The 14,424-nt window shown below is 72.2% G+C and carries 11 protein-coding genes; 5 read left to right on the top strand and 6 right to left on the bottom strand.

Annotated elements, in window-relative coordinates; all coding sequences use genetic code 11:
• Positions 1–79: 79 nt before the first annotated feature.
• Both ACIO3P_RS18510 and ACIO3P_RS18515 read right to left on the bottom strand, forming a co-directional pair.
• Positions 80–790: a PspA/IM30 family protein gene (locus ACIO3P_RS18510; RefSeq protein WP_401851406.1), complete on the bottom strand. Its 711-nt coding sequence runs from the start codon at positions 788–790 to the stop codon at positions 80–82.
• Positions 791–835: 45 nt separating this feature from the next.
• Positions 836–2,896 (bottom strand): TPM domain-containing protein, encoded by a 2,061-nt coding sequence (locus tag ACIO3P_RS18515; RefSeq protein WP_401851767.1) that lies wholly within the window; start codon positions 2,894–2,896, stop codon positions 836–838.
• Positions 2,897–3,076: 180 nt separating this feature from the next.
• Between ACIO3P_RS18515 and ACIO3P_RS18520 the strand changes: the two genes are divergently transcribed.
• The 3 genes from ACIO3P_RS18520 to ACIO3P_RS18530 all read left to right on the top strand — a co-directional run bounded on the left by ACIO3P_RS18520 (position 3,077) and on the right by ACIO3P_RS18530 (position 5,233).
• A complete protein-coding gene (locus ACIO3P_RS18520; protein ID WP_401791545.1) occupies positions 3,077–4,063 on the top strand; it encodes an acetylxylan esterase in 987 nt (328 codons plus the stop codon).
• A gap of 68 nt (positions 4,064–4,131) precedes the next feature.
• Complete coding sequence (locus ACIO3P_RS18525) at positions 4,132–4,608, top strand: MarR family transcriptional regulator (RefSeq protein WP_329829094.1); 477 nt, start codon at positions 4,132–4,134, stop codon at positions 4,606–4,608.
• Between the two features lie 70 nt (positions 4,609–4,678).
• Positions 4,679–5,233 carry an isochorismatase family protein gene (locus tag ACIO3P_RS18530; protein ID WP_401791544.1) on the top strand — a complete coding sequence of 185 codons (555 nt, stop codon included), beginning with the start codon at positions 4,679–4,681 and terminating at the stop codon, positions 5,231–5,233.
• 17 nt (positions 5,234–5,250) lie between these two features.
• Here ACIO3P_RS18530 and ACIO3P_RS18535 read toward each other — a convergent pair whose 3' ends face one another.
• The 4 genes from ACIO3P_RS18535 to ACIO3P_RS18550 form a co-directional block, all read right to left on the bottom strand.
• On the bottom strand, positions 5,251–6,063 hold the full coding sequence (locus tag ACIO3P_RS18535; protein WP_401851404.1) for a succinate dehydrogenase/fumarate reductase iron-sulfur subunit: 813 nt from the start codon (positions 6,061–6,063) through the stop codon (positions 5,251–5,253).
• The gene (locus ACIO3P_RS18540) at positions 6,060–7,982 is read right to left on the bottom strand and encodes a fumarate reductase/succinate dehydrogenase flavoprotein subunit (protein WP_401851401.1); all 1,923 of its coding nucleotides are present in this window, start codon (positions 7,980–7,982) and stop codon (positions 6,060–6,062) included. Before ACIO3P_RS18540 ends, ACIO3P_RS18535 begins: the two co-directional genes overlap by 4 nt.
• Positions 7,983–8,039: 57 nt before the next feature.
• Complete coding sequence (locus ACIO3P_RS18545; protein WP_399292469.1) at positions 8,040–8,882, bottom strand: hypothetical protein; 843 nt, start codon at positions 8,880–8,882, stop codon at positions 8,040–8,042.
• Between the two features lie 70 nt (positions 8,883–8,952).
• Positions 8,953–9,183: a hypothetical protein gene (locus tag ACIO3P_RS18550; protein ID WP_401791537.1), complete on the bottom strand. Its 231-nt coding sequence runs from the start codon at positions 9,181–9,183 to the stop codon at positions 8,953–8,955.
• 381 nt (positions 9,184–9,564) lie between these two features.
• Here ACIO3P_RS18550 and ACIO3P_RS18555 point away from each other — a divergent pair, with 381 nt between their 5' ends.
• Complete coding sequence (locus ACIO3P_RS18555) at positions 9,565–12,015, top strand: ABC transporter family substrate-binding protein (protein WP_401851398.1); 2,451 nt, start codon at positions 9,565–9,567, stop codon at positions 12,013–12,015.
• Between the two features lie 444 nt (positions 12,016–12,459).
• On the top strand, positions 12,460–14,334 hold the full coding sequence (gene typA, locus ACIO3P_RS18560) for a translational GTPase TypA (protein WP_329829102.1): 1,875 nt from the start codon (positions 12,460–12,462) through the stop codon (positions 14,332–14,334).
• Positions 14,335–14,424: the final 90 nt, after the last annotated feature.

Below are 14,424 nucleotides of genomic sequence, written 5' to 3' on the forward strand. Positions count from 1 at the left end.
AGGGGCTGAGAGGCTGAGGGGTCCGAGGGAGCGGCGGGCATACGGAAGCGGGGCCCGCCCCCGTCCGCCCCGTCGCGCGTCAGGCCGCCTTCAGCGCGGCCAGCCGCGCCTCGATCTCCGCGTCGTCGCCCGCGCTGTCCAACTGCTCGAACTGCGCGTCCAGCGACGACGCGGCCAGCTCCTGCTTGCCCGCCGCCCGCGCCTCCTCGCGCCGTACCTTGTCCTCGAAGCGGCCCAGCTCGCTCGTCGGGTCGAGGACGTCGATGCTCTTCACCGCGTCCATCATCCGGTTCTGCGCCCGCGCGGACGCGGCCCGCGCCACCAGCTCGTCCCGCTTGGAGCGCAGTTCGGTCAGCTTGGCGCGCATCTTCTCCAGGCCCGCCTTGAGCTTCTCCACCACTTCCGTCTGCGCGGCGATGGTGGGCTCGGCGGTCCTCGCCTCCTTCTCGGACTGGAGCTGCCGGCCCAGCGCCACCCTGGCCAGCCGGTCGAAGGTGTCGGCCTCCGCGCCCCGGCCCGCCGTGCGCAGCTCGTCGGCCTTCCTGCTGGCCGCGAGCGCCTTCACGCCCCACTCCCGGGCCGCCTCCGTGTCCTCCAGGTGGTCCTGTTCCAGCAGCCGGAGGTTGCCGATGGTGCCCGCCACCGCCTCCTCCGCCTCGGCGATGTTGTCGGTGTAGTCCCGGATGAGCTGGTCCAGCAGCTTCCGCGGATCCTCGGCCTGGTCCAGCAGGGCGTTGATGTTGGCCTTCGCGAGCTGGGTGACCCGCCCGAGGATGGTCTGCTTCGTCATGGCTCCGCTCCTTGTGGGAAACCTTCCGGTGCGTACGGGACGTGCTCAGAACCGGCCGCCGCCGCCCATCCGGCCGCGCGTACCGCCGCCGCCGAAGCTGCCGGGACCGCCCCCGCCGCCGCGATACCCCCCGCCGAGCCCGCCACCGAATCCGCCCCCTCCCATGCCGCGCCCGCCACCGAACAGGCCGCCGAGGAGGATGCCGCCGAGCATGGCCCCGCCGACGCCGCCGCCCGCGCCCCGTACCCCGCCCGCGCCGTAGTGGCTCCCGTACGACAGCACGTCCCGCTCCGCGAGTTCCTGCGCCTGCCGGGCCAGCGCGTCCGCCCGCTGGGCCTCCGCCAGCGCCGGCCGGCTCTCGCCCGCCCCCGCCTGCCCCTGGGCCCACTCCAGCCGCCGCTGCGCCTCCGCCAGCCGGGTCCGCGCCTGGCTGCCGACCGCCCCGCGGTGCGTGGTGACGTAGTCGGCGGCGGCGCCGATCGCCGAACGCGCCGCCAGCATCGCCTGGTCGAGGAGTGAGCCCGCGCGCCGCTCGCCCTCCTCCCGCCGCCGCGCGCCGGTCAGGGCCTCGTCGAGCACCGCGTCCGCCTCCTCGACCCGGCGCAGGGCGTCGATCGGGTCGTAGGGGCCCGCGTTCACCGCGCGCCGTACCTCCGCCGTCACCGCCTCCGCGCGGCCGATCCGGCCCTGGAGGTCGGCCGTCGGTACGCCCGCCGGGGTGCCCTTCAGCAGCCCCCGGGCGTCCGCGAGGTCCGTCTCCGTCTCCGTGAGCGCGCCGGGGAGCCTCCCGGCCGCCTCGGCCAGCTCCCGCGACCGCCGCTCGACCGCGTCGACCAGCGTCGCCGCCTGTCCGACGGCGCCCTCGGCGGCCCGTACATGGACGGCGGCCCGCCCGTTCTCCCCCGACTCCACGAACCCGGCCGCCGTGTCCAGGCTGTCGGAGGCGAAGACGAGCCGGTCCTCCGCCTGGGCGGGGCAGTCGGCGACCGGCGCGGACGCCGAAGCGGCGTACCGTTCGCGCAGCCCGGCGAGCGTGGCGCGCGCCGCGCCGGCCCGTTCGCCCAGCGCGCGGTAGGCGGTACGGGCGGTGGCGAGGGCCTGTGGCGCGTTCCGCTCCAGGGAGCGCAGCCGGTCGAACGCCTCGGACTCCGCGTCCAGCCGGCTGTCGGCCTCCGCGCAGCGGGCGAGGATCTCGTCGAGCATCGTGCGGCGGGTCGCTTCGTCCTCCGGATACGCGTCGTCCAGCTCCTGACGCAGCCGGAACGCCACGGTCAGCTCCCCCTTCGCGAACGCCACCGCGTCGGTGAAGGGCGCCGCCGCCTCCTCCCCGAACTGCGCCGTGGCGAAGCCGAGTTCCTCCTCGCTGGTGCGCAGGGCGTCGTCCGTCTCGACGAGCCGCCGCTTCGCCGCGGCGTCCAGCTCGGGCAGCGGGGTCACCGGGGGTGCGGACGGCCCGCCCGCCGCCCGGCCGCCGCCGTGGCCACGGCCGGGTGTCGTACGGGCCCTGACGCGGCGGCTGCGCTTGGCGAAGGCGTACGAGGCGACCGCCACCGCGCCGACCACCACGACGACCGGCAGCACCAGATTGGTCGCGGCGCCCCCGTCGGCCGCCGCGCCACCCGGATCGGCCTCCCCGGGCGTGATCGCCGGGGTGGGCACGGGCCGGCCCGCCAGCACGGCGCCGTACCCGTCGGCGGCGCCGATCGCCGCGCCCGCCCAGTCGTTCTGCCGCAGCGCGGGCTCGATCGCGGTCCTGGCGACCTCGGCGAGCTGCCCCCCGGTGAGGCCGGAGCCGGTGCCCGCCGAGTAGGCGTACTGCCGGTCGTGGGTGGCGACGGCGAGCAGGATGTCGTCCTGGCCGAGGCCGCTGCGGGTGGCCGTCGCATCGGCCCAGCTCTGCGCGGACCGGCCGGAGAAGTCCCGTACGTACGCGACGAAGAGCTGGACGCGGCGGCTGTCGTAGAGGCGGTTCAGCGCCGTGGTGACCTGGCCCTTGTGGCCGTCGAGCGCGCCCACCCTGTCGGTGATCTGGCCCTGCCGGGAGAGCGTGACCGGGTCCTCGGCGCGGGCGTCCTCGGCCCCGGGCAGGAGCAGCCAGCACGCCATGACCAGCAGCGCCAGCAGGGACCGGCCGGCGGTACGGGGCGGGGCGGGGCTCTCGGAGGGCGTCACATTTCGGAGGTTATGTCCGTGCGGAAGGGGCCGCGACCGGACTGACGAGGGGGCCGCCGACCACCTGACCGGACTTCATCCCCGGCACGTGACCCGTCCGCTAATGTCGCGATCATGTCCGTGTTCGAGCATGGCTTCCCCTTCGATCCGGCGTACGGCCGGACCCTCGACCAGCTCCTCGCCCTTCCCGCACCGGCCGCGCCGCCGGATTTCGACGCGTTCTGGCAGGCGCGGTACGAGGCGGCGCGCCGGGTCGCGACCGCGCCCGCGGTGGGCCCGCAGGAGGAGGAGCGCGACGGGTTCCGGATCTTCGGCGTCTCCTTCACCTCCGTCGGAGGGCTGCGGCTCGGCGGCTGGCTGGTGCTGCCCGCCGACGGTCCCGCGGAGCACGGCTTCGTCGTCGGCCACGGCTACGGCGGACGCCAGGACGCCGACGACGCCGTACCGCTTCCGCTGCCGCGCTCGGCGGCGATCCTGCCGTGCGTCCGGGGGCTGGGCGCGCGCAGCCGCCGCCCCGGCATCCCGGGCGAGTCGGACCTGCACGTACTGCACGGCATCGAGTCCCGCCACACGTATGTCATCGGCGACTGCGTGGCCGACCTGTGGTGCGCGGCGTCCGCGCTGCTGGAACTCGTACCGGACCTGGCCGCGTCAGGCGCTGGGCTCGGTTACGTGGGCGAGAGCCTCGGCGGCGGTCTCGGTGCGCTGGCGCTGCCCTGGGACGACCGCTTCGCGTGCGGCCAGCTCACGGTCCCCACCTTCGGCGACCACCCGCTCCGGCTCACGCTCCCCGGCGTGGGCAGCGGGGAAGCCGTACGGACGTACCGGCGCGACCACCCCGAGGTCACGGACGTCCTGCCCTACTTCGACGCCGCCACGGCCGCGAGCCGGATCCGCGTGCCGGTGCTGGTGGCGCCGGCGCTCTTCGACCCGGTGGTCCCGCCGCCGGGGCAGTTCGCCGTCTACAACGCGCTGGCGGGCCCGCGTGAGCTGCACGTCCTGTCCGCCGGCCACTTCGAGCACGCGGGCGGCGAGCAGGAGGCGAAGGAGCTGGCCTCGGCCCGCCAGCGCTTCTTCGCGGAACGCCTGCCGAACATCTGAGGCAGGGGCGCTCGCGTAAAAGACAGGCAGCCTTGCAAGGTTGCCTGTCCATCTCGTACGGTGAGCCCATGCCCGAGCCGACCGGACCGACCGGACCGCCCGCACCGTACGAGAGTGGGGAGCCGGACCCCGAGCGGGTCGCCGCCGAGCTGACCGCCGTCGTCGGCCGGCTGATGCGCCGGCTCCGCACCACCTCGCCCGACGACCGCCTCACCCCCTCCCAGCGCTCGGTCCTGGCCCGCCTCCACGGCGAGGGCCCGGCCACCACCGCCGCACTGGCCCGCGCCGAGTACGTACGGCCGCAGTCCATGCGGCAGACCCTCGCCGCCCTGGAGGAACAGCACCTGGTCGAGCGGACCCCCGACCCCGACGACGGCCGTCAGTCCGTCGTCTCCGTCACCGAGACCGGCCGTACGACGCTCGCCACGGTGTACGCCGCCAAGCAGGACTGGCTCTCCCGGGCGATCGCCGACGAACTCGACCTCACCGAGCGCCGCGCGCTGGCCGACGCCACCGAGCTGATGCGCCGCCTCGGCGCGAGATGACCACGGCGCGCCCACGGTGTACGCCGCCCGGTGCGGCCCCCTCGAACCCCCTCACGCAAGGAGCCACCCCATGACCGCCACCACGCTGGACCCGAGGACCGCCCTGGTCGTCGTCGACCTCCAGAAGGGCGTCGTCGGCCTGCCCACCGCCCACCCGGCCGAGGACGTCGTCGCGCGCTCCGCCGAACTCGCCGCCGCCTTCCGGGCCAAGGGCCTGCCCGTCGTCCTCGTCCGCGCCGTCGGCGCCGCGCCCGGCCGTACGGAGAAGCCGATGGGCGGCGGTGGCAGGCCCGCCGCCGACTGGGCCGACCCGGCGGACGGCCTGGGCGCCGAGGCGAGCGACCTCGTCGTCACCAAGCGCGTGTGGGGCGCCTTCCACGGCACCGACCTCGATCTCCAACTGCGCCGCCAGGGCATCACCCAGGTCGTCGTGACGGGCATCGCGACCAGCAAGGGCGTCGAGTCCACGGCCCGCGCCGCCTACGAGCACGGCTACCACGTCACGGTCGCCACGGACGCGGTCACCGACATGGACGAGGCCACCCACCGCAACTCCGTCGAGAGGATCTTCCCGGCGCTCGGCGAGACCGGCACCACCGAGGAGATCATCAAGCTCCTCGCCTGACCCCAGGTCCGGCGCCGCTACACGCCCCGGCGCCGGATCTTGTTGCCCAGCCACACCAGCGGGTCGTACTTCCGGTCCGCCGCCCGTTCCTTCAGCGGGATCAGCGCGTTGTCCGTGATCCTGATGTTCTCGGGGCACACCTCCGTACAGCACTTGGTGATGTTGCAGTACCCCAGCCCGTGTTCGTCCTGCGCCGCCCTCTTGCGGTCGAGCCCCGACTCCCCGGCCGCGTCCAGCGGATGCATGTCCAGCTCGGCGACGCGCATCAGGAAACGCGGCCCGGCGAACGCCGTCTTGTTCTCCTCGTGGTCCCGCACCACATGACAGGTGTCCTGGCACAGGAAGCACTCGATGCACTTGCGGAACTCCTGCGAGCGCTCCACGTCGATCTGCTGCATCCGGTACTCACCGGCGGCCACCCCCGGCGGCGGTACGAACGCCGGGACCTCCCGCGCCTTCGCGTAGTTGAAGGACACGTCCGTCACCAGGTCCCGGATCACCGGGAAGGCGCGCAGCGGGGTGACCGTGAGGGTCTCCTCGCGGGAGAAGACGGACATCCGGGTCATGCACATCAGCCGGGGCCTGCCGTTGATCTCCGCGCTGCACGAACCGCACTTGCCCGCCTTGCAGTTCCAGCGCACCGCGAGGTCCGGGGCCTGGGTCGCCTGGATCCGGTGGACGATGTCGAGAACGACCTCGCCCTCGTTCACCTCGACCGCGAAGTCCGTCAGCTCCCCGCCGTCCGCGTCGCCGCGCCAGAGCCTGAACCTCGCCTCGTACGACGCGGCAGCCCCGTCCGTTCCTGTACCCGCGCCCGTCTCTGTGCTCACTCGTGAAGCTCCTCTTCGGCGAGGTACTTGACCAGCTCTTCCTTGTCGAACAGCGCCAGCAGGTCCGGCCGGATCGGCTCCGTCGTCCGCCGGCCGAGCTCGACACGCCCCTCCGCGAGGCGGCAGTACAGATTGATCCGGCGCCAGTCGGTCACCATGCCCGGCCAGTCCTCCCGCGTATGGCCTCCCCGGCTCTCCGTACGCTCCAGGGCCGCCCGCGCCACGCACTCGCTGACCAGCAGCATGTTCCGCAGGTCGAGCGCGAGGTGCCACCCGGGGTTGAACTGCCGGTGCCCCTCGACCCCGGCGCGCACGGCCCGTACGCGCAGCTCGGCCAGTTTCTCCAGGGCCCGCGCCATCTCGGCCTCGCGCCGGATGATGCCGACCAGGTCGTTCATCGTCTGCTGGAGCTCCTGATGCAGGGTGTACGGGTTCTCGGCCGGGCCGCCGCCCGGGTCGCCCACCGGTCCCTCCGCGCTGAAGGGGCGCAGCGCCTCGGCCGCCGCCGCGTCGATCTGCGCCTCGTCGGGGACCGGGCGGGTGGCGCCCTCGGGCCCGTCCGTGAACCCGGCCGCGTGCTCCGCCGCGTACAGGCCCGCCCGCCGTCCGAAGACCAGCAGGTCGGAGAGGGAGTTCCCGCCGAGCCGGTTGGAGCCGTGCATGCCTCCGGCCACCTCGCCCGCCGCGTACAGCCCCGGCACCCCGGCCGCGGCTGCGGTCTCCGAGTCGACGGCGATCCCGCCCATCACGTAGTGGCAGGTCGGGCCGACCTCCATCGGCTCCGCCGTGATGTCGACGTCCGCCAGCTCCTTGAACTGGTGGTACATCGACGGCAGCCGCCGCCGTACGACCTCGGCGGGCATCCGCGTCGAGACGTCGAGGAAGACCCCGCCGTGCGGCGAGCCGCGGCCCGCCTTGACCTCGGAGTTGATGGCGCGGGCCACCTCGTCGCGGGGGAGCAGTTCGGGCGGGCGCCGGTTGTGGTCCGGGTCCTCGTACCAGCGGTCGCCCTCCTCCTCGGACTCCGCGTACTTCTCCTTGAAGACATCGGGGACGTAGTCGAACATGAACCGCTTGCCCTCGGAGTTGCGCAGCACCCCGCCGTCGCCGCGCACCGACTCCGTGACGAGGATGCCCTTCACGGAGGGCGGCCAGACCATCCCGGTCGGATGGAACTGCACGAACTCCATGTTCAGCAGGGGCGCGCCCGCGAGCAGCGCCAGCGCGTGGCCGTCGCCCGTGTACTCCCAGGAGTTCGACGTCACCTTGAAGGACTTGCCGATGCCGCCCGTCGCGAGCACGACGGACGGGGCCTCCAGGACGAAGAAGCGGCCGGACTCCCGCGCGTAGCAGAAGGTCCCGGCGACCCGCCCGGTGCCGTCCTTCAGGATCCTGGTGACCGTGCACTCCTGATAGATCTTCAGGCGTGCCTCGTGGTCGCCGTACTCCCGGAAGTCCTCCTGCTGGAGCGAGACGATCTTCTGCTGGAGGGTACGGATCAGTTCGAGGCCGGTACGGTCGCCGACATGGGCGAGCCGGGGGTACTCGTGCCCGCCGAAGTTGCGCTGGGAGATCCTGCCGTCGGGCGTACGGTCGAACAGCGCGCCCCAGGTCTCCAGCTCCCAGACCCGGTCGGGGGCCTCCTGGGCGTGCAGCTCGGCCATCCGCCACTGGTTGAGGAACTTGCCGCCGCGCAGGGTGTCGCGGAAGTGCACCTGCCAGTTGTCGCCCGCGTTGACGTTGCCCATGGAGGCGGCGATCCCGCCCTCGGCCATCACCGTATGGGCCTTGCCGAAGAGGGACTTGCAGATGACGGCGGTACGGGCACCGCGCTCGCGCGCCTCGACGGCGGCACGCAGCCCCGCCCCGCCCGCGCCCACCACGACGACGTCCCACGGCCGGCGTTCCAGTTGCGTCATATGTGAAGGCTCACCTCGGAGTGGCGGTAGGAGCGGTGGTCGGACCGGATGATCGGACTAGAAGAAGCGCGGATCGTCGAAGACGCCGGTGGCCAGCAGATAGACGTAGAAGTCGCAGAGCGCGACGCTGATCAACGAGGCCCAGGCGAGCTGCATATGACGCCGGTTCAGCTTCCCGGCCCAGGTCCAGAGCCGGTAGCGCACCGGATGCTTCGAGAAGTGCCGCAGCCGGCCGCCGACGATGTGCCGACAGGAGTGGCAGGAGAGGGTGTACGCCCAGATCAGCCCGATGTTGACGAGGAAGAGCAGCGTGCCCAGGCCCATATGGCCCCACGCGTAGTGCTCGTCGCGGAACGTGAGGGCCGTGTCGTACGAGAGGATCCCGGCGACCGGCACCGCCGCGTAGAAGAAGTACCGGTGCAGGTTCTGGAGGATCAGCGGGAAGCGGGTCTCGCCGGTGTACGTCGCGTGCGGCTCGGCGACGGCGCAGGCGGGCGGCGAGGCCCAGAAGCCCCGGTAGTACGCCTTGCGGTAGTAGTAGCAGGTCAGCCGGAATCCGAGCGGGAAGATCAGGATCAGCAGCGCGGGGGAGAGCCCCCACCAGCTCCCGAACAGCTCCCAGTTGGGGCCGCCGCGCATCGGGACGCAGCTCTCGGCGAGGCACGGGGAGTAGAACGGCGAGACGTACGGCGCCGCGTAGTAGTCGCCGTTCGCGAAGGCGCGCCAGGTCGAGTAGACGATGAACGCGAAGAGCCCGGCTGCGGTCACGGCGGGCGCGAGCCACCAGCGGTCGGTCCGCAGATGGCGGGGCGCGATGGCGGCGCGCGAGGCGCCACGCACACCGCGCCCGCCACGTGGCGCGTCCGTGCCGGGGGCCGGGGGCTGAGTACCGGTGGCCAACGAGGTCTCCTCGCAGTACGGGGGCCGGCAGGGGTACGGGGAGGGCGCGGCGCCCTGGCCGCGCGGGTCCTCAGGGGGCGCGCCGGTCGCGTACGCCCAGGCCCTCGTCGTCCGAGTCCGTCCACAGGGCGGTGTCGTACGGGGTGTCGGGGATGGTCACCAGATCGTTGACGGGGCGGGCCCGCTCGGGCTGTAAGTCGCTCTCGCGGGCCTGGGCCAGTTGGCGTTCCAGCCGCTCGACGGTGGACTCCAGGTCGGTGAGGCGGCGCCTGACGGCCGCCATTTCGTCTTGCAGAGACATGAGTTGCCCTCATTTCCACGATCGCCGGTGGCATGCGGGGGTCCTCCGGATGATCCGTCGGACGCTCTCTGTGTGCGGCTGCGAGTGTCGCGCGTCACACACCCGCTTGTGAAGGCCGCGACTGGCCTTTTCGTCAGGCGGCCCGGCCGGTCCTGCCGCGTCGGCCGTCCTCCGGTCCGGTCCGGTCCGCGCGGTCGGGGGTCCGGTCCGGGCGGGCCGGGGGTCCCGGGCCCGTGCCGGGGGCGCGTTGCGCCGTGCGGGTGGGATTCGCGGCGCGCGCCGCCGTGTCTGCGCCGTCCCTCCCGTGCCGTCCCCTTCAGTGAGTGGGCAATAGGTGTGATCATCTCTAAATTCCACAAACAGGACGAAGAGGTACAAGCCATGTCCCACGTCGGCGCCCCACGCGGGAGGACATGCTCCCGAACGCTCCGCTCCGTCGCGCTTCTGACCACCGGTGTGCTCGCCCTGCCCACCCTGTCCGCATGCACCTCGGAGACGGACGGGAGCGAGGCCTCGGCCGCCGCCGCCCCGGACATCGCGGCCACCAACCGGGAGGGGGTCAAGCAGGGCGGCACCGTTCGCTGGGCGATCGACACCATGCCCGCCACCCTCAACGCCTTCCAGGCCGACGCGGACGCGGCCACCGGCCGGGTCGCCGACGCCGTACTCCCCTCGCTCTTCCGGATCGACAAGGCCGGCCGGCCGCAGCGCAACCCCGACTATCTGGAATCCGCCAAGATCGTCGAGCGGGAACCCAAGCAGGTCGTGCTCTACAAGCTCAACCAGCAGGCGGTGTGGAGCGACGGCCGGGAGATCGGGGCACCGGACTTCGTGGCGCAGTGGCGCGCGCTGCGCGGCAAGGACTCCGCGTACTGGACGGCACGCAACGCGGGCTACGAGCGGATCGAGAAGATCGAGCGCGGGGCGAACAACCTGGAGGTGCGCGTCACCTTCAACAAGCCCTATGCCGACTGGAAGTCCCTGTTCACCCCCCTCTACCCCAAGGAGGTGACAGGGAAGCCGAACGCGTTCAACGACGGCGCCAGAGCCGCTCTGAAGAAGACGGCGGGTCCCTTCACCCTCAAGAAGGTGGACCGCAAGACCAAGCAGGTCACGCTCGTGCGCGACCCGCGCTGGTGGGGACAGCCCGCCAAGCTCGACTCGCTCGTCCTGAGCGCGGTGCCCCGCTCCAAGCGGGCCGCCGAGCTCGCCGCGGGGAAGCTCGATCTCGCGGAGATCGACAGCGGCGCGGCGAAACGTATCGCCTTGGCGATCAAGGACAAGGGAACCGGCGGCCAGGCGCTCACCCACGGCCCCGGCTCCGACACCACCCCGGCCTCCGCGCTCCGCTCCTGGGCCCTGGCCCACGGCTCCGACGAGGAGAGCGCCGAACTGGCGCAGGAGGCCAGGAAGGACAACGCCGAGGCCATCCAGCGGTACGCGACCGAGCAGCGCGGGCTGAGCGGGATCATCGTCCGCAAGTCGCTGGAGCCCGCCTACACCCAACTCGCCCTGAACGGTGAGTCGGGGCCGCTGGCCGACGAGCGGGTACGGCGCGCCGTGGCCCGCGCACTCGACCGCAAGGAGCTGGCCGAGACCGTACTCAAACCGCTCGACCTGCCGGCCAAGCCGCCGGGCAGCCATCTCGCACTGGCGGGGCAGCAGGCGTACGCGGACAGCAGCCGGGCGCTCGGCAAGCAGGACACCCACGAGGCGCTGGCCCTGCTGGCCGACGCGGGCTGGACCCCCGGCGGCGCGGTCAAGAAGTCGGACGGTACGAAGGCGGGGAGCGCGGGCGAGCGGAAGAAGGCCGCCGGGGAGAACGGCGAGGACGGCGAGACGTCGGACGAGTCGGACGAGTCGACGACCGACGAGAAGCGCGCCGAACGAGGACAGCCCGGCCAGGAGGCCGACCAGGCCACCGACCGGAAGAAGCGGGACGCGGACGCGGAGAACGACGCCGCCTCCGACGAGGGCATGTACATCGTCGGCGACGACGGGAAGCCGGGCCACCCCGCGCCGCGCCCCGAGTCCGCCCCCTACGTCCTGGATCCCGCACAGGCCGCCGCCTTCCAGACCACCGCCCTGCTGCGCCAGGCCGCGGCGGTCGACGACACCGACACCGGGCGGCAGGCCGTGAAGGCCGCCCAGGACAGTCCGGGCGGCATGGCGGGCGCGTACGCCCCGCGCGGTACGGCCGCCCCCGCGCCCAGCTCCGGAGCGAAGTCCTCCGCTTCCGCCTCGCCCGTTCCGGTCGGCGGCCCGCTCGGCAAGGAGGGCAAGCCCCTCACCCTCCGCTTCGTCCTGCCCGCCGGCGAGGGCACCGAGTCGCTGCGCGCCGTCGGCGAGCGGATCTCGCGGATGCTCGACCGCGTCGGGATCAGCACGGAGATCACCAAGGTCGCCGACGACAGCTACTTCAAGGACCACATCGCCTCCGGCGACTACGACCTGGCGCTCTACTCCTGGCCCGCCAGCCCCTACCCGGCCACCGACGGCCGGCCGATCTTCGCCAAGCCCGTCCCCGCCAGCGACGGATCGCTGCTGGTGGAGCAGAACTACACGCGGGTCGGCACGGACCACATCGACCAGCTCTTCAACCGCGCCGCCGCCGAACTGGACGAGGGCGCGTCCCGTGATCTCGTCCGGCAGGCCGACGCCCGGATCTGGGCCGCGGCCGGCTCCATCCCCCTCTACCAGCGCCCCCAGCTCGTGGCCGTCAGGCCGGGTCTGGTGAACGCCGGTGCCTTCGGCTTCGCCGGTCCCCGCTACGAGGACGTCGGCTGGGAGAAGCCGGGCGACGCGGGACCGAACTCCGGCAAGAAGAAGTAGCCGCTACGAAGAAGTAGTAGCCGCTACGAAGAAGTAGTAGCCGTCACGAAGAGGAAGTAGCCGCCACGAAGAGGCGGAAAACGCGAGGCGGCGCGCAAACGACCGAGAAGCACCAGGTCAGCGCCGCTTCGTAAGCTCAGAAACCCATCAATTCACTTGCCCGCCGGTCCCCCGGCGGGCAAGCTCGTTCCCGTCCCTGACCCGGGCTTCTCCACCCTCCGTATCCACCGCGCACACCCCACGCGAGCACCCCACGCGAGCACCTCGCGAGCGCTCCGCAAGCACCCCGCGCGCACCCGCGGCACCGTGATCCATCCCTCTCCGATCGGGCCGGGAAGCCCCGGACGCCTTGGCCCCGTACGATGGAAGAGCCGTGGCGTGTCCGCCCGGCGGGCGTACGAGGAAAAAACGCCGCACCCACGATCGAGAGAAGCGCCAGCCAGCATGCCCACGCGCCACGACATCCGTAACGTCGCCATCGTCGCCCACGTCGACCATGGCAAGACCACTCTGGTCGACGCCATGCTGAAGCAGGCCGGCGCCTTCGCCGCGCACGCCGCCGAGCACCTCGACGACCGGATGATGGACTCGAACGACCTGGAGCGTGAGAAGGGCATCACGATCCTCGCCAAGAACACGGCGGTGAAGTACCACCCGAAGTCGGGTGGCGACCCCATCACCATCAACATCATCGACACCCCCGGCCACGCCGACTTCGGTGGCGAGGTCGAGCGCGGTCTGTCGATGGTCGACGCCGTCGTGCTGCTCGTCGACGCGTCGGAAGGCCCTCTTCCGCAGACGCGCTTCGTGCTCCGCAAGGCCCTGTCCGCGAAGATGCCGGTCATCCTCTGCATCAACAAGACGGACCGCCCCGACTCCCGGATCGCCGAGGTCGTCGACGAGACGTACGACCTCTTCCTGGACCTGGACGCGACCGAGGAGCAGATCGAGTTCCCGATCGTCTACGCCTGCGCGCGGGACGGCGTCGCCTCGCTGACCAAGCCCGAGGACGGTACGGTCCCGGCCGACAGCGAGAACCTGGAGCCGTTCTTCTCCACGATCCTGGCCCATGTCCCGGCCCCTGAGTACGACGAGTCCGCGCCGCTCCAGGCCCATGTCACCAACCTGGACGCCGACAACTTCCTCGGCCGTATCGCGCTGTGCCGCGTCGAGCAGGGCGAGCTGAAGAAGGGCCAGACCGTCACGTGGATCAAGCGTGACGGCACGATGTCCAACGTCCGCATCACCGAGCTGATGATGACGGAGGCGCTGACCCGCAAGCCCGCCGAGAAGGCGGGCCCCGGCGACATCTGCGCCATCGCCGGTATCCCGGACATCATGATCGGCGAGACCCTGGCCGACCCCGAGAACCCCATCGCGCTGCCGCTGATCACGGTCGACGAGCCCGCGATCTCGATGACCATCGGCACCAACACCTCGCCGCTGGTCGGCAAGGGCGGCAAGGGCCACAAGGTCACGGCCCGCCAGGTCAAGGACCGCCTGGACCGCGAGCTGATCGGTAACGTCTCGCTGCGCGTCCTGGACACCGAGCGCCCCGACGCCTGGGAGGTGCAGGGCCGCGGTGAGCTGGCGCTGGCCATCCTGGTGGAGCAGATGCGCCGCGAGGGCTTCGAGCTGACCGTCGGCAAGCCGGAGGTCGTCACCAAGCAGGTCGACGGCAAGACGCACGAGCCGATCGAGCGCATGACGATCGACTCGCCCGAGGAGCACCTGGGCGCGATCACGCAGCTCATGGCGACCCGCAAGGGCCGCATGGAGACGATGACGAACCACGGCTCGGGGTGGATCCGCATGGAGTGGATCGTTCCGTCGCGCGGGCTCATCGGCTTCCGTACGGAGTTCCTCACGCAGACCCGCGGCACGGGCATCGCCCACTCCATCTTCGAGGGCCACGAGCCGTGGTTCGGCGACCTGCGCACCCGTCACAACGGCTCGCTGGTGGCGGACCGTTCGGGCTCGGTGACGCCGTTCGCGATGGTCAACCTCCAGGAGCGCGGTGTCATCTTCACCGAGGCCGGCACCGAGGTGTACGAGGGCATGATCGTCGGCGAGAACTCGCGCGCCGACGACATGGACGTGAACATCACCAAGGAGAAGAAGCTCACCAACATGCGTGCCGCCTCCGCGGACACCACGGAGAACGTGGTGCCGGCGCGGAAGCTGTCGCTGGAGCAGTCCCTGGAGTTCTGCCGCGACGACGAGTGCATCGAGGTGACCCCGGAGACGGTCCGTATCCGCAAGGTCGTCCTGGACCAGAAGCAGCGCGGCCGTACCGCGTCGCGCGCCAAGCACGGCTGACCCGCGGAGCGGGGCCGACGCGCTCCCACCGGGCGCGGTCGGTGCCCGCCGTCCGGTCCTGAGCGGGTACGTCATCAGGACCGGACCCCG

This window comes from Streptomyces sp. NPDC087310, from assembly GCF_044744405.1.
In the GTDB taxonomy this organism is placed as follows: domain Bacteria; phylum Actinomycetota; class Actinomycetes; order Streptomycetales; family Streptomycetaceae; genus Streptomyces.

Coding starts and splice junctions, on each gene's coding strand:
- ACIO3P_RS18510 (WP_401851406.1), bottom strand. CDS start 790: ATGACGAAGCAGACCATCCTCGGGCGGGTCACCCAGCTCGCGAAGGCC.
- ACIO3P_RS18515 (WP_401851767.1), bottom strand. CDS start 2,896: ATGGCGTGCTGGCTGCTCCTGCCCGGGGCCGAGGACGCCCGCGCCGAG.
- ACIO3P_RS18520 (WP_401791545.1), top strand. CDS start 3,077: ATGTCCGTGTTCGAGCATGGCTTCCCCTTCGATCCGGCGTACGGCCGG.
- ACIO3P_RS18525 (WP_329829094.1), top strand. CDS start 4,132: ATGCCCGAGCCGACCGGACCGACCGGACCGCCCGCACCGTACGAGAGT.
- ACIO3P_RS18530 (WP_401791544.1), top strand. CDS start 4,679: ATGACCGCCACCACGCTGGACCCGAGGACCGCCCTGGTCGTCGTCGAC.
- ACIO3P_RS18540 (WP_401851401.1), bottom strand. CDS start 7,982: ATGACGCAACTGGAACGCCGGCCGTGGGACGTCGTCGTGGTGGGCGCG.
- ACIO3P_RS18550 (WP_401791537.1), bottom strand. CDS start 9,183: ATGTCTCTGCAAGACGAAATGGCGGCCGTCAGGCGCCGCCTCACCGAC.
- ACIO3P_RS18555 (WP_401851398.1), top strand. CDS start 9,565: ATGTCCCACGTCGGCGCCCCACGCGGGAGGACATGCTCCCGAACGCTC.
- typA (WP_329829102.1), top strand. CDS start 12,460: ATGCCCACGCGCCACGACATCCGTAACGTCGCCATCGTCGCCCACGTC.